This window comes from Streptomyces sp. NPDC033165, from assembly GCF_055577965.1.
Genome location: NZ_JBVIPK010000003.1, coordinates 300,156 through 319,088 on the forward strand (window position 1 = coordinate 300,156; position 18,933 = coordinate 319,088).

Annotated in this window: 19 protein-coding genes and 1 tRNA gene; 8 read left to right on the forward strand and 12 right to left on the reverse strand. The window is 70.0% G+C overall.

The annotated features are described in order from the left end of the window. Positions 1 to 13 precede the first annotated feature (13 nt). Complete coding sequence (gene lxmA, locus ACZ5WC_RS09125; protein WP_096622710.1) at positions 14 to 229, reverse strand: lexapeptide family class V lantibiotic; 216 nt, start codon at positions 227 to 229, stop codon at positions 14 to 16. Between the two features lie 193 nt (positions 230 to 422). Between lxmA and ACZ5WC_RS09130 the strand changes: the two genes are divergently transcribed. Further along, complete coding sequence (locus ACZ5WC_RS09130) at positions 423 to 2,252, forward strand: ABC transporter ATP-binding protein (RefSeq protein ID WP_468540200.1); 1,830 nt, start codon at positions 423 to 425, stop codon at positions 2,250 to 2,252. 145 nt (positions 2,253 to 2,397) lie between these two features. Further along, the gene (locus ACZ5WC_RS09135; RefSeq protein ID WP_468540201.1) at positions 2,398 to 2,931 is read left to right on the forward strand and encodes a hypothetical protein; all 534 of its coding nucleotides are present in this window, start codon (positions 2,398 to 2,400) and stop codon (positions 2,929 to 2,931) included. Between the two features lie 136 nt (positions 2,932 to 3,067). On the opposite strand, the gene ACZ5WC_RS09140 is transcribed toward ACZ5WC_RS09135, so the two are convergent. Continuing rightward, complete coding sequence (locus ACZ5WC_RS09140) at positions 3,068 to 3,385, reverse strand: helix-turn-helix domain-containing protein (RefSeq protein WP_468540538.1); 318 nt, start codon at positions 3,383 to 3,385, stop codon at positions 3,068 to 3,070. 190 nt (positions 3,386 to 3,575) lie between these two features. On the opposite strand from ACZ5WC_RS09140, the gene ACZ5WC_RS09145 reads away from it, so the two are divergent. Next, positions 3,576 to 4,568: a helix-turn-helix transcriptional regulator gene (locus ACZ5WC_RS09145; protein ID WP_468540202.1), complete on the forward strand. Its 993-nt coding sequence runs from the start codon at positions 3,576 to 3,578 to the stop codon at positions 4,566 to 4,568. A 13-nt stretch (positions 4,569 to 4,581) separates the two neighbouring features. On the opposite strand, the gene ACZ5WC_RS09150 is transcribed toward ACZ5WC_RS09145, so the two are convergent. The 6 genes from ACZ5WC_RS09150 to dnaK all read right to left on the reverse strand — a co-directional run bounded on the left by ACZ5WC_RS09150 (position 4,582) and on the right by dnaK (position 9,642). Then, on the reverse strand, positions 4,582 to 4,836 hold the full coding sequence (locus ACZ5WC_RS09150; RefSeq protein WP_468540203.1) for a hypothetical protein: 255 nt from the start codon (positions 4,834 to 4,836) through the stop codon (positions 4,582 to 4,584). Continuing rightward, positions 4,815 to 5,147 carry a hypothetical protein gene (locus ACZ5WC_RS09155; protein WP_468540204.1) on the reverse strand — a complete coding sequence of 111 codons (333 nt, stop codon included), beginning with the start codon at positions 5,145 to 5,147 and terminating at the stop codon, positions 4,815 to 4,817. The genes ACZ5WC_RS09150 and ACZ5WC_RS09155 overlap by 22 nt, the downstream gene beginning before the upstream one ends. A gap of 241 nt (positions 5,148 to 5,388) precedes the next feature. Next, complete coding sequence (locus tag ACZ5WC_RS09160; RefSeq protein ID WP_096622702.1) at positions 5,389 to 5,841, reverse strand: heat shock protein transcriptional repressor HspR; 453 nt, start codon at positions 5,839 to 5,841, stop codon at positions 5,389 to 5,391. Between the two features lies 1 nt (position 5,842). Beyond that, on the reverse strand, positions 5,843 to 7,033 hold the full coding sequence (gene dnaJ, locus ACZ5WC_RS09165; protein WP_096622700.1) for a molecular chaperone DnaJ: 1,191 nt from the start codon (positions 7,031 to 7,033) through the stop codon (positions 5,843 to 5,845). A 96-nt stretch (positions 7,034 to 7,129) separates the two neighbouring features. Further along, positions 7,130 to 7,780, reverse strand: coding sequence for a nucleotide exchange factor GrpE (gene grpE, locus ACZ5WC_RS09170; RefSeq protein ID WP_096622698.1), 651 nt, complete (start codon positions 7,778 to 7,780; stop codon positions 7,130 to 7,132). Continuing rightward, a complete protein-coding gene (gene dnaK, locus ACZ5WC_RS09175) occupies positions 7,777 to 9,642 on the reverse strand; it encodes a molecular chaperone DnaK (protein WP_468540205.1) in 1,866 nt (621 codons plus the stop codon). The genes grpE and dnaK overlap by 4 nt, the downstream gene beginning before the upstream one ends. Positions 9,643 to 9,945: 303 nt before the next feature. Between dnaK and ACZ5WC_RS09180 the strand changes: the two genes are divergently transcribed. The 4 genes from ACZ5WC_RS09180 to ACZ5WC_RS09195 all read left to right on the forward strand — a co-directional run bounded on the left by ACZ5WC_RS09180 (position 9,946) and on the right by ACZ5WC_RS09195 (position 15,777). Next, positions 9,946 to 10,830: a sugar transferase gene (locus ACZ5WC_RS09180; RefSeq protein ID WP_468540206.1), complete on the forward strand. Its 885-nt coding sequence runs from the start codon at positions 9,946 to 9,948 to the stop codon at positions 10,828 to 10,830. 148 nt (positions 10,831 to 10,978) lie between these two features. Next, on the forward strand, positions 10,979 to 13,246 hold the full coding sequence (locus tag ACZ5WC_RS09185; RefSeq protein WP_468540207.1) for a heterodisulfide reductase-related iron-sulfur binding cluster: 2,268 nt from the start codon (positions 10,979 to 10,981) through the stop codon (positions 13,244 to 13,246). Positions 13,247 to 13,490: 244 nt separating this feature from the next. Continuing rightward, a complete protein-coding gene (locus ACZ5WC_RS09190; RefSeq protein ID WP_468540208.1) occupies positions 13,491 to 14,672 on the forward strand; it encodes an FG-GAP repeat domain-containing protein in 1,182 nt (393 codons plus the stop codon). A 127-nt stretch (positions 14,673 to 14,799) separates the two neighbouring features. Beyond that, complete coding sequence (locus ACZ5WC_RS09195; protein WP_468540209.1) at positions 14,800 to 15,777, forward strand: Yip1 family protein; 978 nt, start codon at positions 14,800 to 14,802, stop codon at positions 15,775 to 15,777. 86 nt (positions 15,778 to 15,863) lie between these two features. Here the strand turns inward: ACZ5WC_RS09195 and ACZ5WC_RS09200 are convergent, their stop codons facing one another. After that, positions 15,864 to 16,364, reverse strand: coding sequence for a phosphoribosyltransferase (locus ACZ5WC_RS09200; protein WP_468540210.1), 501 nt, complete (start codon positions 16,362 to 16,364; stop codon positions 15,864 to 15,866). A 6-nt stretch (positions 16,365 to 16,370) separates the two neighbouring features. Beyond that, positions 16,371 to 16,946: a dCTP deaminase gene (gene dcd, locus ACZ5WC_RS09205; RefSeq protein WP_096630676.1), complete on the reverse strand. Its 576-nt coding sequence runs from the start codon at positions 16,944 to 16,946 to the stop codon at positions 16,371 to 16,373. 497 nt (positions 16,947 to 17,443) lie between these two features. Between dcd and ACZ5WC_RS09210 the strand changes: the two genes are divergently transcribed. After that, a tRNA-Gly gene (locus ACZ5WC_RS09210) sits at positions 17,444 to 17,517 on the forward strand. A gap of 51 nt (positions 17,518 to 17,568) precedes the next feature. Here ACZ5WC_RS09210 and ACZ5WC_RS09215 read toward each other — a convergent pair. Then, entirely contained in the window at positions 17,569 to 18,732 is a 1,164-nt protein-coding gene (locus tag ACZ5WC_RS09215; protein ID WP_468540211.1) for a tyrosine-type recombinase/integrase, read from the reverse strand. Then, positions 18,732 to 18,932, reverse strand: coding sequence for an excisionase family DNA-binding protein (locus ACZ5WC_RS09220; RefSeq protein WP_030701141.1), 201 nt, complete (start codon positions 18,930 to 18,932; stop codon positions 18,732 to 18,734). Before ACZ5WC_RS09220 ends, ACZ5WC_RS09215 begins: the two co-directional genes overlap by 1 nt. Position 18,933: the final 1 nt, after the last annotated feature.

Genomic DNA, 18,933 nt, shown 5'->3' on the forward strand with positions numbered 1-18,933 from the left:
GAAGAGAGCCTGGTCAGCACTTGTTCTCGACGGTCTTCGCGGCGAGCGAGCCGAGAGCGGCGGCGCACTGCTGCGAGGAACGCGCGCTGATGATCGTGGCGCGGATGGCCCACGGGATGGTGGGGCTGAACGCCGGCGCGGCCTCCTTGCCATCGTGCAGGCCGAGCTCCTCGGCGGAGGTGTAGGCGGTGTAGCCGTCGAACAGGTCCTTCTCGGTGACGTTCTGCATGAGAGTTGCCTCCATAGGCGAAAGGGAATTTACGCCCGGTATTCCCGGCCATCTCGGCGATGCCCGGTTTCCCGGTGTCCGTTGCGGACAGAAAGAATGTTGACCCACACCGTGAGGCCCGCACCATTGGCTCTTACGGCATTGCCGCAAACGACAGTTCCCCGCGCAGGTAGAAGGGGATAGAACTACGGGTGTGAACACACCTGACGCAGAACAGACTCCGGCGGAGCGGCCCGCGCTGCGGGCGCTGCTCTCGTACGCGCGTCCGCACCGCGGCATCCTCCTCACCGTGCTGGCCCTGACCCTGATGGGCAGCGCCGCCGGTCTGGCCCAGCCGCTGGTCATCCAGTCGGTGCTGGCGAAGCTCATGACGGGCGGAGGGCTGCGGGAGGACATCCTCCTGCTCTTCGGCCTGCTGCTCGCCTCCATCGGGCTGACCTGGCTACAGGCCTGGCTCAGCGAGCGGACCGCCGAACGCGTCGTGCTCCAGGTCCGCCGCGGCCTGATCGCGCGCCTCATACGCCTGCGCACGGCCGAGTTGGACCGTACCGAGCCGGGCGGACTGACCACGCGCGTCACCTCCGACAGCACGCTCGTGCAGCACGCGGCGACGGGCGGTCTCATCCAGCTCGTCGACGGGTCGATCCACCTGCTGGCCACGATCGTGCTGATGGGCATCGTCAGCCTGCCGCTGCTCGGCATCACCTCCGCCGTGCTGGTGGTCGTCGGCATCGCGATGGGCGTCGTCATGCCCCGTATCAAGCGGGTCACCACCGAGGCGCAGACCTCCGTCGGCGAGATCGGCGCGGCGCTCGACCGCTCGCTCGGCGCGGCCCGCACCGTGAAGGCCAACGGCGGCGAGGCGAAGGAGACCGAGCGGGCGACCCAGGCCGCCGAACGCGCCTACCGGGCAGGCCTCAAGGGCGCCCGCTACCACGCGTTGATCGCCGTACTGGCCGGGCTGATCGTCCAGGCGTCGTTCCTCGCCGTCATCGGCTTCGGCGGTGCGCTGGTCGCCATGGGCACCCTCGAACTGGCCGCGCTGATCGGCTTCCTGCTCTACCTGTTCAACCTCGGCGGCCCGGTCCTCTCCCTGGTCGGCGGCACCACCGCCCTCCAGCAGGGGCTCGGCGCCCTGGCCCGGATCGAGGAGGTGCGGTCCATGGCGGCGGAGGACGACGTGGACGGTACGCCGCCGGCGCCCTCCGGCCCGCCGCCCCGCGTCACGATCGACGGGCTGACCTTCGCCTACGAGGGGCGTACGCCCGTCCTGGACGGCACGGGCTTCGTCGCACCGGCGGGGAAGGTCACCGCGATCGTCGGCCCGTCCGGCTCCGGCAAGACCACGGTGTTCTCCCTGATCCAGCGGTTCTACGACACCGACGACGGCCGCATCCTGCTGGACGACACCGACATCCGCTCACTCGGCCGGGCCGAACTCCGCCGCCGGATCGCCTACGTCGAGCAGGACTCCCCGATGCTGGCGGGCACGCTCCGGGAGAACCTCCTCTACTCCGCGCCGGACGCGAGCGACGAAGCCGTCGCCGACGTGCTCTGCCGGACCCTGCTCGACGGCTTCGTCGCCTCGCTCCCGGACGGCCTCGACACGGCGGTCGGCGCCCGCGGCCTCGCCCTCTCCGGCGGAGAGCGCCAACGCCTCGCCATCGCGAGGGCGTTGCTGCGCCGCCCGCAGGTCCTGCTCCTCGACGAGGTCACCGCGCACCTCGACGGGCTCAGCGAGACCGCTCTGCGCAGAACGGTGGAAGAGGCCGCACGGGACTGCACGGTGCTGCTCATCGCCCACCGGCTCTCGACGGTCACCACGGCGGACCGGCTGGTGCTGTTCGAGAACGGCCGGGTCAGCGACTACGGACGGCACGAGGAGCTGCTGGAGCGGAGTGCCCTCTACCAGGACCTCACCGCGACGCAGTTGACCGCGACGCAGTCGACCACGACGCAGTTGACCACTGCCCCTGCGGTCGCCACGGAAGCAGCCCCGGAGACTGCTGCAACGATGCACTGAACCGCGCCGGAGCACCGCCGCGCCTGCGAGAATTCCCGTACGCGGCGGCCGTACGCCAGCGCCGTACGCCAGTCCCGTACGGCACTGACGCTCCGCGGACACCCCCCTCAGCACGATCGCACGATCGAAGGATTCAAGGATCCAGATGACCGACACCACCCCCCTCCCCCTGCCCGCCTCGACCGAGGACGACCACTACGGGGAGATCTCCGTCGAACTCCTCGGCGAAAAGCGGGAGAAGCTCGTCGTCAGCGGCGAGCGGATTCCCACCATCACCCTCGTCCGCGCCCCCGAGGCGGAGGTCGACGACCACATCGTCATCGGCACCCGCGACCCCCGGCACCTCACGATCACGGTGGACGGCGAGGCCGCGACGATCAAGCCCGGCAAGGGGAAGCTCCGGCGGCAGACGTACCGGGTCGACGTCCGTCACGCGGGCATCCACTACCGGCTCGTCCCGAACTCGATCCCGTTCAGCCGGCTGACCCGCGACGGCAAGCACCTCGGGGACTTCTCCTCGGACGGCGACCGCCGGGTGATAGCCGAGTGGCAGGAGGACGCCGGCACCCCCGAACCCCTCGACGCGGCCATCGGCTACGCGCTGTCGGCGGCGTTCGGCACGGGCGGTCAGCCGATGTGGATGATGGCGGTGGACGCGATCAGCGCGGCCCTGCCGTAGGGGCGGGCCCGTGAACGACCGAAGTCCCCTGCCGGAAGCAAGACTTCCGGCAGGGGACTTCGGCTTGCGCGCCTCGACGTGCGCACATGTCGCGGCGTCGGATCGCGGCGTCAGGCCACGGCGTCAGGCCACGGCGTCAGGCCACGGACGCAGCCCTCCTGATGTCCTCGGCATGCAGGTACGACACGATCGCGGCCTCGAACCGCGACTTCAGGTTCAGCTTGCGCACGATGCTCGACGTGTGGGCCCGAACCGTACGTTCCGTGATGCCGAGTCTCCGGGCCAGCCAGCGGTTCTGCTCGCCGCTCGCCAGCAGCACGAGCACTTCCAGCTCGCGTTCGGTGAGCGCGGCGAAGTCCATCGCCTGCCGCCCGCCGGCCATCGCCCGCCCGTCGGCAGCCATCCGCCCACCGGCAGTCATCCGTTCGCCGACCGTCATCCGTTCGTCAGCCATCGTCGTCACAGCAGTCTCCATCCTTTGCTCGTCCACTGTCCCCCGTCCCGCGCCCGCCACCCGGCCGGCAGGGACTACCTGCTGCTTTACCTTTGCATTACCCTCTCCCTCATCAGTTCGACGGTTGCGCGGCATTTGACCGATGCGGCAGCGCCGTCGGTTGTCGTGTGGCACGCGGGGGGCGGCAGCAGTGAACGACGGAAGCCTGTCCATACTCGGTCTCAACACCACGGAGGAACGCGCCTACCGGCACTTCCTACGTAATCCGGGCACCAGCACCGAGGACATCGGCGTCCTCCTCCACAGCCCGCTCGAAGAGGTGGAGAAGGCCCTCGCCCGGCTGGCCGAGCTGGGCCTGCTGCGGACCGACGGGCACGGCGGCGTCTCGGCGGCCGATCCGGAGACCGCTGTCGACCGGCTCACGGAGATACGGCTGCGCGAGCTGCACGAACAGCTCCACCAGGTCACCAGGTCCCGGCATCTGGTCGCCGAGCTGACCGCCGAACAGCAGGCCCGGCCCCTCGCCACGCAGGGCGTGGAGCGGCTCGAAGTGCTCCGCCAGATCCGCGACCGGATCGACGACCTGGCCTTCTTCGCCCGCCAGGAGATCCTCTCCGTCGAGCCGTACACAGCACTCACCCCCGAGAACATCGCGCACGCCCGCCCGTTGGACACCCGGTGCCTGCGCCGGGGCGTGCAGATCCGCAGCGTGGTGCTGCGGGAAGCGCTCGACCACCCGCCCACCGTGGCCTACCTCCGCGAACTCACCGCGCAGGGCGCGTCGATCCGGGCCGCGGACAAGCTGTCCGAGCGGATCCTCGTGTACGACCGCCGTACGGCCCTGGTGCCCGTCGATCCCTCGGACACTTCGCGCGGCGCGCTGGTCACCCAGCAGGCCGGGCTGGTCTCCAACATCCTGGCCCTGTTCGAGAAGATCTGGACCGAGTCCACGGACCTCTCCGCCCTGATCGACACCCACCCCGCGCCCTCGGGCGTGCTGTCCGAGATGGAGCAGCGCGTCATGGAGGAGATGTGCCGGGTCGCCAAGGACGAGACGGGCGCACGGAACCTGGACATCTCGGTACGGACGTACCGCCGCCATGTCGCCGACGTGCTCCGCATCCTGGACGCGACCAGCCGCCCGCACGCTGCCCTGCTGGCTCGCGAGAAGGGCTGGATCTGAGACGGGAGAGGCACTACCCGCCCCCCTCCAGCACCCACCCCGCCAGGGCCCGGTCCCGCAGTGCCTCGGCGCACCGTTGCCGCGCGTCCCGCACGCCGCCGCGCACCAGGACGGTGATCCGGTCCTCCTCGATGCGCTGGCCGCAGTCCCAGTGCGCGGGCAGCATCCCGATGAGCCGGAGCACCGCGGTGCCGGCGGGCGCGGCGTCGGTGGAGACACGGACCACCGTGATCTCCACCGGGTCCTCTACTGCCAGCCGTTGACGCACTTCACCTTGCCCATGAACGGTCCGACCGGCTTCGGCAGCGGTGCGCCGCAGAGCACTCGGGAGGCCGCCGAGGTGACCCTCGACACCACGTCCGACACCGCCTCGGAAGCCGCCTCGGAAGCCGCCTCCGAGCCCGTACCGACCCCGGCACTGCCCCCGGTCCCGGTCAACAGCGGCGCGGCGGTCCCGGACGCGGCGACCGTCCCGGCTCCGGCGCTCGCGTGCGCCGGCGCGGCGGCCGCTCCGACGACCAGCGCCAGGAGCAGTCCCCCCGCACCGACCATCCTCCCGGTGAACGCGTAGACACCCATTCTCTTCCTCCCCGTACTCACTGCGTCACGTGTCTCGCCGGCCTCGTCCGCCGACGTATGTCAGCTTGCCAGCGGGGCGGGCCGGACCAGGCGGCGATCACTGTCAACTTGCTGCATGCGCCCGGCCACTTGGTGCCAGCCGTGCGACGCCGCGGACACACGACGACGGCCGGGCCGGGAGAACACCTGGTGTTCTCCCGGCCCGGCCGTCGTCGTGTGTACCCCTCCGCGCCCCGCCGCCCTACTCCGCGGACCGCTTCGGCTTGGGCCGCCAGACCACCAGCGCGCTGGTCTGCTGAACGTCCTGGTACGGCACCAGATCACGGCGGTACGAGGCGTGCACCTGGGCCTCGCGCTGCTGCATGGCGACCGCCGCGCCGTCCACCGCCGCCGAGAGCTCGGCGACGCGCTGCTGGAGCGCGGCCACCTGGTTCTCCAGCTCGATGATCCGCTTGATGCCCGCGAGGTTGATGCCCTCGTCCTGCGACAGCTGCTGCACCGTGCGCAGCAGCTCGATGTCGCGGGCCGAGTAGCGCCGGCCGCGCCCGGCCGTACGGTCCGGGGAGACCAGGCCGAGGCGGTCGTACTGTCGCAGTGTCTGCGGGTGCAGGCCCGAGAGCTGGGCCGCCACCGAGATCACGTACACCGGCGATTCATCGGTCAGCTGGTACGGATTGCGTCGACGGCCGTCCATCTCAAGCTCCCTTCGCGGCCTGGAACAGTTCCGCCCGCGGGTCCTCGTCCGCGGTCGCCTTCCGGTAGGCCTCCAGCGCGTCCCTGGCCTCCTGGCCGAGGGAGGTGGGGACCGCGACCTCCACGGTGACCAGGAGGTCGCCGCGGGTGCCGTCCTTGCGCACCGCGCCCTTGCCCCGGGCGCGCATCGTACGCCCGTTGGGGGTGCCCGCGGGAAGCTTCAGGGTGACCGGCGGGCCGCCGAGGGTGGGGACCTTGACCTCGCCGCCGAGCGTCGCCTCCGGGTACGTGACGGGCACGGTGACCGTGAGATTGTCGCCCTTGCGGCCGAAGACCGGGTGGGCGCCGACGTGCACGACGACGTACAGATCGCCCGCCGGGCCGCCGCGCTCACCCGGACCGCCCTTGCCGCGCAGCCGGATCCGCTGGCCGTCGGAGACGCCCGCCGGAATCCTGACCTGCATGGTGCGGGCCGACTTCGCCCGGCCGCTGCCCTTGCAGACCTCGCAGGGGTCCTGGGCGATGAGGCCCCGGCCCTTGCAGTCCACACAGGGGTCGGTGAGCGAGAAGCCGCCGCCGCTGCCGCGCGAGACCTGGCCGGTGCCGACGCAGGTCGGGCAGACCCTGGGGGTGCCGTTCTTGTCACCGGTGCCGGAACACGCCTTGCAGGGCGCCTGGCTGGACATCCGCAGCGGGACCGTGGCCCCGTCGACCGCCTCGGTGAAGCTGAGCGTCACCTCGGACTCGACGTCCTGGCCGCGCCGCGGTTGGACACGGCTGCCCGTGCCGCCGCGGTTGAACAGCCCGCCGAAGACGTCGCCGAGACCGCCCCCGCCGCCGAAGCCGCCGCCCGCGCCGCCCTGTCCGCCGCCCGGTGCGCCCCCGCCGAAGAGGTCGCCCAGGTCGAAGTTGAAGTTGCCGCCGGCACCACCGGGACCGGCGCGGAAGCCACCGTTGCCGAAGAGGGCGCGCGCCTCGTCGTACTCCTTGCGCCGCTTGGCGTCGCCGAGGACGTCGTTCGCCTCGGAGATCTCCTTGAAGCGCTCCTCCGCCTTGGCGTCACCCTTGTTGGCGTCGGGGTGGTTCTCCCGGGCGAGCTTGCGGTACGCCTTCTTGATCTCGGCGTCGGTGGCGTCCTTGGGGACGCCGAGGACCTTGTAGTAGTCCTTCTCGACGAAGTCCTTCGTGCTCATCGACGTCCCTCCTTCCGGACGATCGGCCGCGCGGCCGGCCCGTGGGCCGGCCGCCGGGCCGGTCGGTGTGCACCCTGGTGGTCAGACGCGTTGCCGTCAGACCTCCTCGGTGCCACCGCTCTCCTCGTCGTCTGTCTTCTCTTCCTTGGCCGCGGCGGGCGTGGCACCCGGCTGCGGCTCGGCGACGGCCACCCGCGCGGGGCGGATGGTGCGCTCGCCGATGCGATACCCCGGCTGAAGGATCGCCACGCAGGTCGTCTCGGTGACGTCCGGCGCGTAGCTGTGCATCAGAGCCTCGTGGATCGTCGGGTCGAAGGGCTCGCCCTCCTTGCCGAACTGCTGGAGGCCCAGCTTCGCGACGACCGTCTCCAGCGATTCGGCGACCGACTTGAAGCCGCCGAGCAGCTCGCCGTGCTCCCGTGCGCGGCCGACGTCGTCGAGCACGGGCAGGAGCTCGGACAGGAGGTTCGCGACGGCGATCTCCTTGACCGTGACCCGGTCCCGCTCCACACGGCGGCGGTAGTTCTGGTACTCGGCCTGGAGCCGCTGGAGGTCCGCGGTGCGCTCGCCGAGCGCCGTACGGACCTGGTCCAGCTGTGCGGTCAGGCCGACGGTCTGGTCGGTGTCCCCGGCCGGGGCCGCCGCCTCCTCCTCGGAGGGAGCGGCGGCCTTCGGCTCGGCGTCATCAGGGGTGGCGCCGGAGGGGACGTCGGGCTTCTCCTCGAAGCCCGGAGTCTCCTCGGTCACGCCGCACCGCCCTTGGTGTCCTTGGTGTCCTTCTCGTCGTCCACGATCTCGGCGTCGACGACGTCGTCGTCGGCGGCCTTGGCCTGGCCGTCGCCCGGGGCCCCGGCACCCGGGGCCGCGCCCTCGGCCTGGGCGTTGGCGTACATCGCCTGGCCCAGCTTCTGGGAGACAGCGGCGACCTTCTCGGTGGCCGTACGGATCTCGGCGGTGTCCTCGCCCTTGAGCTTCTCCTTCAGCTCGCCGACAGCGGTCTCCACCTCCGTCTTCACGTCACCGGGGACCTTGTCCTCGTTGTCCTTGAGGAACTTCTCCGTCTGGTAGACGAGCTGCTCGCCCTGGTTGCGGGACTCGGCGGCCTCGCGGCGGGCGTGGTCCTCCTCGGCGTACTTCTCGGCCTCTTCGCGCATCCGGTTGACCTCGTCCTTCGGCAGCGAGGAGCCACCGGTGACGGTCATCTTCTGCTCCTTGCCGGTGCCGAGGTCCTTGGCAGCGACGTGCATGATGCCGTTGGCGTCGATGTCGAAGGCGACCTCGATCTGCGGCACACCGCGCGGGGCCGGCGGCAGACCGGTCAGCTCGAACATGCCGAGCTTCTTGTTGTACGCCGCGATCTCGCGCTCGCCCTGGTAGACCTGGATCTGCACGGAGGGCTGGTTGTCCTCGGCCGTCGTGAAGATCTCGGAACGCTTGGTCGGGATCGTGGTGTTGCGCTCGATGAGCTTGGTCATGATCCCTCCCTTGGTCTCGATGCCGAGGGAGAGCGGGGTGACGTCGAGGAGCAGGACGTCCTTGACCTCGCCCTTGAGGACACCGGCCTGGAGCGAGGCGCCGATGGCGACGACCTCGTCCGGGTTCACACCCTTGTTCGCCTCCTGGCCGCCGGTCAGCTCCTTGACGAGCTCGGCGACGGCGGGCATACGGGTGGAGCCACCGACGAGAACGACGTGGTCGATCTCGGAGAGCTGGATGCCCGCGTCCTTGATGACGTTGTGGAACGGGGTCTTGCAGCGGTCCAGGAGGTCCGAGGTCAGCTGCTGGAACTGCGAGCGCGTGAGCTTCTCGTCCAGGTGCAGCGGGCCCTCGGCGGACGCCGTGATGTAGGGCAGGTTGATCGTGGTCTCGGTCGAGGACGAGAGCTCGATCTTCGCCTTCTCCGCGGCCTCACGGAGACGCTGGAGAGCCATCTTGTCCTTGGACAGGTCCACGCCGTGCCCGTTGGCGAACTGCTTCACCAGGTAGTCGACGACGCGCTGGTCCCAGTCGTCACCACCGAGGTGGTTGTCACCGTTGGTGGCCTTCACCTCGACGACGCCGTCACCGATCTCCAGGAGGGACACGTCGAAGGTGCCGCCACCGAGGTCGAAGACGAGGATCGTCTGGTCGTCCTTGTCCAGGCCGTACGCCAGGGCGGCGGCGGTCGGCTCGTTGACGATGCGCAGGACGTTGAGGCCCGCGATCTCACCGGCCTCCTTGGTCGCCTGACGCTCGGAGTCGTTGAAGTACGCCGGGACGGTGATGACCGCGTCGGTCACCTTCTCGCCCAGGTACGACTCGGCGTCGCGCTTCAGCTTCTGCAGGATGAAGGCGCTCATCTGCTGCGGGTTGAAGCTCTTGCCGTCCAGGTCGATCTTCCAGTCAGTGCCCATGTGGCGCTTGACGGAGCGGATGGTCCTGTCGACGTTGGTGACCGCCTGGCGCTTGGCGACCTCGCCGACGAGCACCTCGCCGTTCTTGGCGAAGGCGACGACGGACGGCGTGGTCCTGGCGCCTTCGGCGTTGGTGATGACGGTGGGCTCGCCGCCTTCGAGAACGCTGACGACGGAGTTAGTCGTGCCCAGGTCGATGCCGACCGCACGTGCCATTTCAATTCCTCCAACTGACTACTTGAGTGGATCTGACTCAAGAATGCATGACACCCGCCCCCTAGTCAACAGACCTGAGTCGGTCGGGCTCAACTTAAGTGCTTATCCGGACCACACATCGCCCCCGCTCCCGCCCCACGGACACACCCGCGTACGCCACACCCCTCGCACACCCCGCACCCCACCGCCCCGCCGTGGGATCGTTCTGTCACAAAACGCCGCGAGACGGTCACAACCGTCCCCGACCGGTAGGTTTCACCGTGGATCGTCACACCATCGAACCTCGAACCCCGGGTGGGCGCGATGCAGAACGCGAGGAAGCGGCGCGTACGACAGAACAGGCAGAAGGAGAAGCGGAAGGAGAAGCGCAGGAGGCAGGGGCAGAACCCCGTACGCACACAGGCACCGGTGCCACCACAGCCCCGCCCCGCGGAAGCCGCACCGCCACCGACCGCCCCGCCACCGGCCGCACCCCGCACACCCGCCACCGGCCCCGCCGCCCCTCCCGCCGCCACCCGCTCGAACCCGGCAACAGCGCGCGGCCACTTCCCCTCGCGCCCCGCCGCCCGCCTGACCGGCCTCCTGGACCGGGCGGAACGCCTGGCGGACCGCCTCACCCCCCGCACGACGGCCGAACGGCTGCTGGACCTGGTCCTCGGCACCGCCCTGCTGGTCCTGACCGCCCCCGCCGTAGCCGTCGGCGCCTTCATCCTGACCGCCCGGCGCACCCCGGGCGGCGCCTGGGACCGCAGCCCCCGGACCGGTCTGGACGGCAGGGTCTTCGAGCTCCGCAGCCTGCGCACCCGACGGCTCCGGCTGGACGCGCTCTCCCGGCTCCCCCACGTCGTACGGGGCGACCTCGCCCTCGTCGGCCCCGCCCCGCTGGCCCCGGGCGACCCCCGGTCCGCGCACCCCGGAGCCCGGCAGTGGCGGCAGGAGCTGCGGCCGGGGCTGACCGGCCTGGCCCAGGTGCGCGCCCGCTCGGGCATGCCGTGGGACGACCCCGCCCTGCTGGACCAGCACTACGCAGAGCACCATGGAGTAGTACTCGACCTGGCGATCCTGACGGAGGCCGTACGCAACACCCTGCGGACGACCCTCCGGGAGGCCCGCCCGACCGAGACGCCACCCGGGACACCGCCCGCAGCACCCGGGGCACAGCCCAAGGCGCAACCAAGGCACACCTGAGCGACACAGATCACCGCCCGCCCGGCTACAGCGGGGTGGACTAAGTGGATAGTGTCAGCACAGACCAAATAAGTTACTGCTTAGTAGTAGTGGGCAGTAGCACGTACGTAACTGGATCCCGCTCTCGCAGGCCCGAGGAGCCCTACTCATGCAACTCGCCGCGATCATCGTGTCGCTGGTGCTGACGGTCGTCGGCGTTGCGCTCATCACCCGAGCCATCGTGCAGATCTACCGCTTCGTCCGTCTGGGACAGGCAGTACCGGCAGGCAGCCGCACCGACGACCCCAAGCAGCGGACGATCACCCTGATCAAGGAGTTCGTCGGCCACACGCGGATGAACCGCTGGGGCGTCGTGGGCGTCGCCCACTGGTTCGTCGCCGTCGGCTTCCTGACGCTGGGCCTGACGATCGTCACGGCGTACGGCCAGCTGTTCAAGGCGGACTGGGTGCTGCCGGTCATCGGCGGCTTCCTCCCGTACGAGCTCTACATCGAGTTCATCGCGCTCGGCACGACCCTCGGCATCATCGTGCTGATCGCGATCCGCCAGCTGAACCTCCCCTCGCGGGCGGGCCGCAAGTCGCGCTTCACGGGCTCCAAGATGGGCCAGGCGTACTTCGTCGAGATCGTCATCCTCGTCATCGGCACCGCCATCATGGCGCTGCGCGGCCTGGAGGGCGCCCTCCACCACGTCGACAGCTACGACCCCGCGTACTTCGCCTCGTACCCCCTGGTCCTGGCCTTCAAGGGGCTGAGCGTCGGAACGCTCCAGAACCTGGTCTACCTGTTCGCGATGATCAAGCTCGGTACGACGATGATCTGGGCGATCACCATCTCGCTGAACACGAACATGGGTGTGGCCTGGCACCGGTTCCTCGGGTTCCCGAACATCTGGTTCAAGCGGAACGCGGACGGCGATGTCGCGCTCGGCGCGCTGCTGCCGATGACCTCGGGCGGCAAGGAGATCGACTTCGAGGACCCGGGCGAGGACGACACCTTCGGCGTCTCCCAGGTCGAGCAGTTCTCCTGGAAGGGCATCCTCGACTTCTCCACCTGCACCGAGTGCGGCCGCTGCCAGTCCCAGTGCCCCGCCTGGAACACCGGCAAGCCCCTCTCCCCCAAACTCCTCATCATGTCGCTGCGCGACCACGCGCACGCCAAAGCCCCCTACCTCCTGGCAGGCGGCGGCAAGGACATGGAAGGCAACGAGAAAGCCACCGAGGAGCAGCTCAGGGACGTCCCCGCGGCCGCCCTCGCCGAGGCCGAACGCCCGCTGATCGGCACCGCCGAGGAGAACGGCGTCATCGACCCCGACGTCCTGTGGTCCTGCACCACCTGCGGCGCCTGCGTCGAGCAGTGCCCCGTCGACATCGAGCACATCGACCACATCGTCGACATGCGCCGCTACCAGGTCATGATCGAGTCCGCGTTCCCCTCCGAGGCGGGCACGATGCTCAAGAACCTGGAGAAGAAGGGCAACCCCTGGGGCCTGGCCAAGAAGGCCCGCGTCGAGTGGACCAAGGAAGTCGACTTCGAGGTCCCCATCGTCGGCAAGGACGTCGAAGACCTCACCGAGGTCGACTACCTCTACTGGGTCGGCTGCGCCGGCGCCCTGGAGGACCGCGCCAAGAAGACCACCAAGGCCTTCGCCGAACTCCTCCACATCGCGGGCGTCAAGTTCGCGATCATGGGCGGCGACGAGAAGTGCACCGGTGACTCCGCCCGCCGCCTGGGCAACGAACCGCTGTTCCAGCAGCTCGGCCAGGAGAACGTCGCGATGCTGAACATGGCGTACGGCGAGGACGATGAAGACGAGACGACGAAGAAGCCCAAGTCGTCGAAGAAGATCGTCGCGACCTGCCCGCACTGCTTCAACACCATCGCCAACGAGTACCCGCAGCTCGGCGGCGAGTACGAGGTCATCCACCACACCCAGCTGCTCCAGCACCTCATCGACGAGGGCAAGCTGATCCCCGTGACCCCGGTCGAGGGCCTCATCACGTACCACGACCCGTGCTACCTGGGCCGGCACAACAAGATCTACACCCCGCCGCGCGAGATCATCGCGAAGGTCCCGGGCCTGCGGAACGAGGAGATGCACCGCCACAAGGAACGCGGCTTCTGCTGCGGCGCCGGCGGCGCCCGGATGTGGATGGAGGAACGCATCGGCAAGCGCATCAACACCGAGCGCGTCGACGAAGCCCTCGCCCTCAACCCGGACATCGTCTCCACCGCCTGCCCGTTCTGCCTCGTCATGCTCACCGACTCCGTCAACGGCAAGAAGAACGACGGCCAGGCCAAGGAGTCCATCCAGGTCGTGGACGTCTCCCAGCTCCTCCTGGAGTCCGTGAAGACCCCCACCGACCCGACCGGCGACCCGGACCAGGTGGACGCACCGGAGCCCGAACCGGCAAAGTGACGTAACGCATCGGCGTGATGAGCGGCCGGACCTGCCTCGGGGGCAGGACCGGCCGCTTCTCCGTGCCCGGAGACCGCACGTACCGGGGACGCCCGGGACGTGACGACCGCCGCATGTGAGTCCGGACATGTACGCGACGACGTATCTGGAGCATCATGTGCCCCGGACGATCCGCCGCGCCCCCAGAGCTCGGGCCCGCGCCGGAAGCACCCGCACCACCGGACGACGACGGACGAGGCCTCCCGTGCGCAGACGCATCACGCACCTCACGCCCCCGAAGGCGAAGGCCATGGCGACGGCCACGACCAGGACCACCACCGCCGCCCTCACCGCGGGCTGCACGGCCCTGCTGCTGACGCTCACGGCCTGCGCAGGCGCGTCCACGGCCGGCACCCCGTCCGGCGCCAAGAACGGCGACACCCCGCCACAAGCCCAGGCCCAGGCGCAAGCCCGGGCGGGCACCCCCCGCATCCCCGTCCCCCGCGGCACCGGCAGCCGCGTCCCGTACGACTTCAACGGCGACGGCCACCGCGACCTGGTCATCGACGACCTGGTGAAGGCCCCCGAGGACAGCCACGGCGACGACGCGGGCATCGGCATCGTCTACGGCACCGACGACCGCCCCCTGGACCCGGCCGCCCGCCAGCTGCTGAGCGCCCGCGCGAACGCGGCGAAGTCCGGCGACGCCCTGCCCGCCGCGTTCGACTCCGAGGCGGCCTGCGACCTGGACCAGGACGGCTTCACAGACCTGATCGTCTCCACCGACCCCCCGTACAACGGCATCGGCGCCCCGCCCGTACCCCTCCAGCTCCTCTTCGGATCGCCCGAGGGCCTCACCGGCAAGGCGGTCACCCTGCGCATCCCGCAGCAGGCGAGGTTCGGCAACGAGTGGCCCGAGCTGCCGGTGTGCGGCGACTTCGACGGGGACGGCCGGACCGACCTCGCGGTCACCGCCAGCGCCGGCCAGGTCACCTTCCTGCACGGCCCGTTCGCCCGCACCGGGGCCCCGCGCAGCGCGGAACTGCTGCCGGACGGCGGCCCGTACCTCTACGCCCCCGAGCCCAGGCGGGACACCGACGGGGACGGCTACGACGACCTCGTCGCCACCACCCGCCCGCACACCCCCGGCCGGGCGGACCAGGGCACCCTGCTCCTCGGCTCGGCGAAGGGCCCGGTGCGCCCGGGCGGCGCGTACACGTTCGCGGCGGAGAAACTCCCCAAGACCCCCCTGAACACCACGGGCACCACGGGCACCACAGGCACCCGCACCACGCTCCTGGCGCACGGCGACTACGACGGCGACAGGAGGACGGACACGGTGGTGCGGACGTACCGGGGCGAGCGGCAGGACCTGATCGCCCTCTACCCGGCGGGTAACACGAAGGGCCCCCTGGTCACCTTCTCCACGGCGCTGTTCCTCCCCTGAACTCCCCCTGACACCCCCTCCCCCTGCTTCCCGGCGGCCCCTAGGGGATGTCACAGCTGGGCCGCAATGGCGGACGGGTTCCCCGGGCCCCCGCTCCCCGCCCCCGACGACCAGGTACGTTCGACGGGTGGCTGGATTCAGGATCGGACGCGGCCGGGACAACCGCACCCCGCAACAACCGCAGCAGCAGCGGCAGCAGCCGTACGGAGGGCAGGCACCGCAGCCGCCGTACGGAGCTCAGCCGTGGCCGACGGCAGGAGGCCCGGGCAACGGCTCGGCGCCACCGCCGTACGGAGCCCCGCAGGGCGCCCCGTACGACGACGGCGGCGGCTACGCCCCGCGGGGCCGGGCCGGATACGGACAGGGGCACGGGCATGGGCACCACGGACAGGGGCACGGCGGCCACGACGAGCCGGAGTACTTCGGCGACCCGTACGCGGACCCCGCCCCCCACGACCCGTACGCCAACAACCCGGGCCACACACAGGCGTTCCGCGTCGACGAGGACCCGTACGGCGACGGCAACACCTACCGCGCCGGTCACGCCCCCGCCCAGCCCGCGGGCCCGCGCCTGCGCTGGAAGGAACTGCTGACCGGCATCGTGACGCGCCCCGGCCCGACGTTCTGGCAGATGCGGGACTACCCGGTCTGGGGCCCGGCGCTGGTCGTCACGTTCCTCTACGGCCTGCTCGCGCTGTTCGGCTTCGACCAGGCGCGCGACGAGGCGATCAACGCGACGATCTCGACGGCCGTCCCGTACGTCATCTTCACCGGCGTCGGCTTCGTCATCGGCGGCCTGGTCCTCGGCGCGGTGACCCACACCCTGGCCCGCCAGCTGGGCGGCACGGGCGCGTGGCAGCCGACGGTGGGCCTGTCGATGCTGATCATGTCGATCACGGACGCGCCGCGCCTGCTCTTCGCCGTCTTCCTGGGCGGCGAGAACGCCCTGGTCCAGATCCTGGGCTGGCTGACCTGGCTGGCGGCCGGGGCGCTGTTCACGTCGATGGTGAGCAAGTCGCACGACCTGCCGTGGCCGAAGGCGCTGGGGGCGTCGGCGATCCAGCTGATCGCGCTGCTGTCGATCATCAAGCTGGGCACGATCTGAGCAACGACGCGAGAGGGCCCCCGAAGCGCGCGGCGCTCCGGGGGCCTCTTCGTGCCGCGTGCGCGGAACAGGCTCAGGGACAGGCGCTAAGCGTCGAGGACCTGTCCGTCCCGCCGGACGACGGGCTTCTCCACACTCCACGGGAAGTTGATCCATTCATCGGTCTTCTTCCACACGTACTCGCACTTCACGAGGGAGTGGGACTTCTCGTAGATGACGGCGCTGCGCACCTCGGCGACGTGCTCGACGCAGAAGTCGTGGACGAGCTTGAGCGTCTTGCCGGTGTCGGCGACGTCGTCCGCGATCAGAACCTTCTTCTGGGAGAAGTCGATCGCATTGGGCACGGGCGCCAGCATGACGGGCATCTCCAAGGTGGTCCCCACCCCGGTGTAGAACTCCACGTTCACCAGGTGGATGTTCTTGCAGTCCAGCGCGTAGGCGAGCCCGCCCGCGACGAAGACCCCGCCGCGCGCGATGCTGAGCACGACGTCGGGCTCGTAGCCGTCGTCGGCGACGGCCTGCGCCAGCTCGCGCACGGCCCGCCCGAAGCCCTCGTAAGTAAGGTTTTCCCGCACGTCACTAGCCATGGTTGATCACACCTGGGTCCGATGGAAGTTCTGGAACGACCGCGAGGCCGTCGGCCCCCGCTGCCCCTGGTACCGCGACTCGTACCGCTCGGAGCCGTACGGGAACTCGGAGGGCGAGGTCAGCCGGAACATGCACAGCTGCCCGATCTTCATACCCGGCCACAGCTTGATCGGCAGCGTGGCGAGGTTCGACAGCTCCAGCGTGACGTGACCGGAGAACCCGGGGTCGATGAACCCGGCCGTCGAGTGCGTCACCAGCCCGAGCCGCCCGAGCGAGCTCTTGCCCTCCAGCCGCGAGGCCAGATCGTCGGGGAGCGAGATCACCTCGTACGTGGACGCCAGCACGAACTCGCCCGGGTGCAGGATGAAAGCCTCATCGCCCTCCGGCTCGACGGTGCGGGTCAGATCAGGCTGTTCCACCGCCGGGTCGATGTGCGGGTACCGGTGGTTCTCGAACACCCGGAAGTAGCGGTCCAGCCGCACGTCGATGCTCGACGGCTGCACCATCGAAGGGTCGTACGGATCAATACGGACTCGGCCGGCGTCGATCTCGGCCCGGATGTCCTTGTCTGAGAGAAGCACGTCCCGAGGATACGCAGAACGCGCGAGCCCGCCCCAACCGGACCACCCGCGCGCACTGCTCCGCGCCTCTTCCCGCCCTCGCCCCTACCGCCGCTCGACGGCCACCGGCACCGCCTGCCGCAACCGGGCACACCGAGGACACCGGATCAACCGCCCCGGCCCGATCCGGTCGGCCCCGAGCTGCTGCATCGGGAACGACGAGGTAGCGAAAACGTGCCCTTCGGCACAGCGGACGAGGGTGCGCTCCATCGACTGCATCAAGTCCCTTCCCCAACCACATATGGACGAGAAGGCCACATTAGGGGATGAACAGGACGCCGCCCCACACGGCACTCCGACCCCCCACGCTACGCCCCCAACTCCCGCCCACCACACCCTCGTCCACCCCGCTCCCCACTCCGCGCACACGAGAAGGAGACCCCACGGCTCATCCGCCGGGGGCCTGACATGGGGTAGAGTGTTGAGCGGTGCAGCGCCGGTGATCATCGGCATGCTTCGCGGGTGTAGTTTAATGGTAGAACATGAGCTTCCCAAGCTCAGAGCGCGAGTTCGATTCTCGTCACCCGCTCCACGACTAAGGCCCAGGTCATCGACCCGGGCCTTGTTTGTTGTCTGGACCACTTCAGGCGTCGCGTGCCCGTTCCGTGCCCGATCGCTGCTTGGCCTGCTCCTCCTGTGCCCGGAGCCGTGCGGCGCGCACGTGAGCGTCGATGCCGTCGGCCACCTCCTTCTGCCGCTCGGTGTCGGAGTGCTGGTAGATCAGCGCGGCCCGCTCGGTGGACTGGCCGGCCCGCACCATCGTGTCCTTGAGGGTCGCCCCGGACCGGGTCGAGAGGGTGTGCCCGGTGTGCCGGAGGTCGTAGAAGCGGAAGTTCTCCGGCAGGCCGACCCTGGCCCGCGCCTTGCGCCATTTCCGGCCGAAGGTGGAGCGGCGGAACGGCTTGCCCCTCTCCCCCACGAACAGCAACCCGTCCGGCGCCTTCTCCGCGTACCAGTCGAGATGGCGCTCCAGATCGGTCGCCATGAACGCCGGCAGCACGAGGAACCGCCGACCGGCCGCCGACTTGGTGTCTCCCGGAGCGCGGCGGCCCGTGGTCAGCTCAGGTTCAGCCGTACGAACCCAGACGCCAACGCTCTCCAGGTCCACGTCCGGGCGACGCATCGCCGCCTGTTCCTCGGGCCGGGCCGGTCCGTACGCGGCGATGTAGACCATCAGCCGCCACCGGGGACCCATCGCGTCGGCCAGGGCATCGACCTGGGGGACGGTGGCCGTGGGGCGTTCCTCCGCCGACTCCTTGCCCGCGCCCTTGATCCGGCACGGGTTGCGACGGATCAGCTCGTCGTCCACGGCGGTCTCCATGATCGCCTTGAGGAGCCGGTACGACTTGGCCACCGTTGTCGGTGCCTCCGTCGCTTTCAGCCTCTCGGTACGCCAGGTCCGGACGCCGGGCGGCGTGATCTTGTCGAGGTCGACCCCGTCGAAGGTCGGCAGGAGGTGCAGCCGGAGCAGGCGGCGGTACAGCTCGTCCGTCGTCGCTGCGAGGCCACGCTCCTCCACCCACCGGAGGGCGTAATCACCGAAGTTCACCTTGCCGGCGTCAGGGTCGCGCCAGTCCCCTGACCGAACCTCACTCTGCCGGTCGGCAAGCCAGTCATCAGCGTCCCGCTTGGTCCGGAACGTCTCGGGCGCCGGGCGGTCGATGCCGTCCGGGCCCAGGTAGCGAGCCTGGTACCGACCCGAGGGGAGCTTGCGCACGCGGCCGAACTGCCGCTTCTTGCCCGCCATCAGGCGACACCCCGCAGACGACGCGCGGGCGTGACCGTGTGGGCGGCCACGAACGCCTCCACCACATGCTCCGCGATCCGGACGTGACGGCCCACCTTCACGTACTCAATGCGCCTCTCCGCGATAAGCCGGCGCGGGAACCGAGCGGTCGTGCCGAGCAGTTCGGCAACCTGCTCAACGGTCAGCAGCCTGTTCGTCATG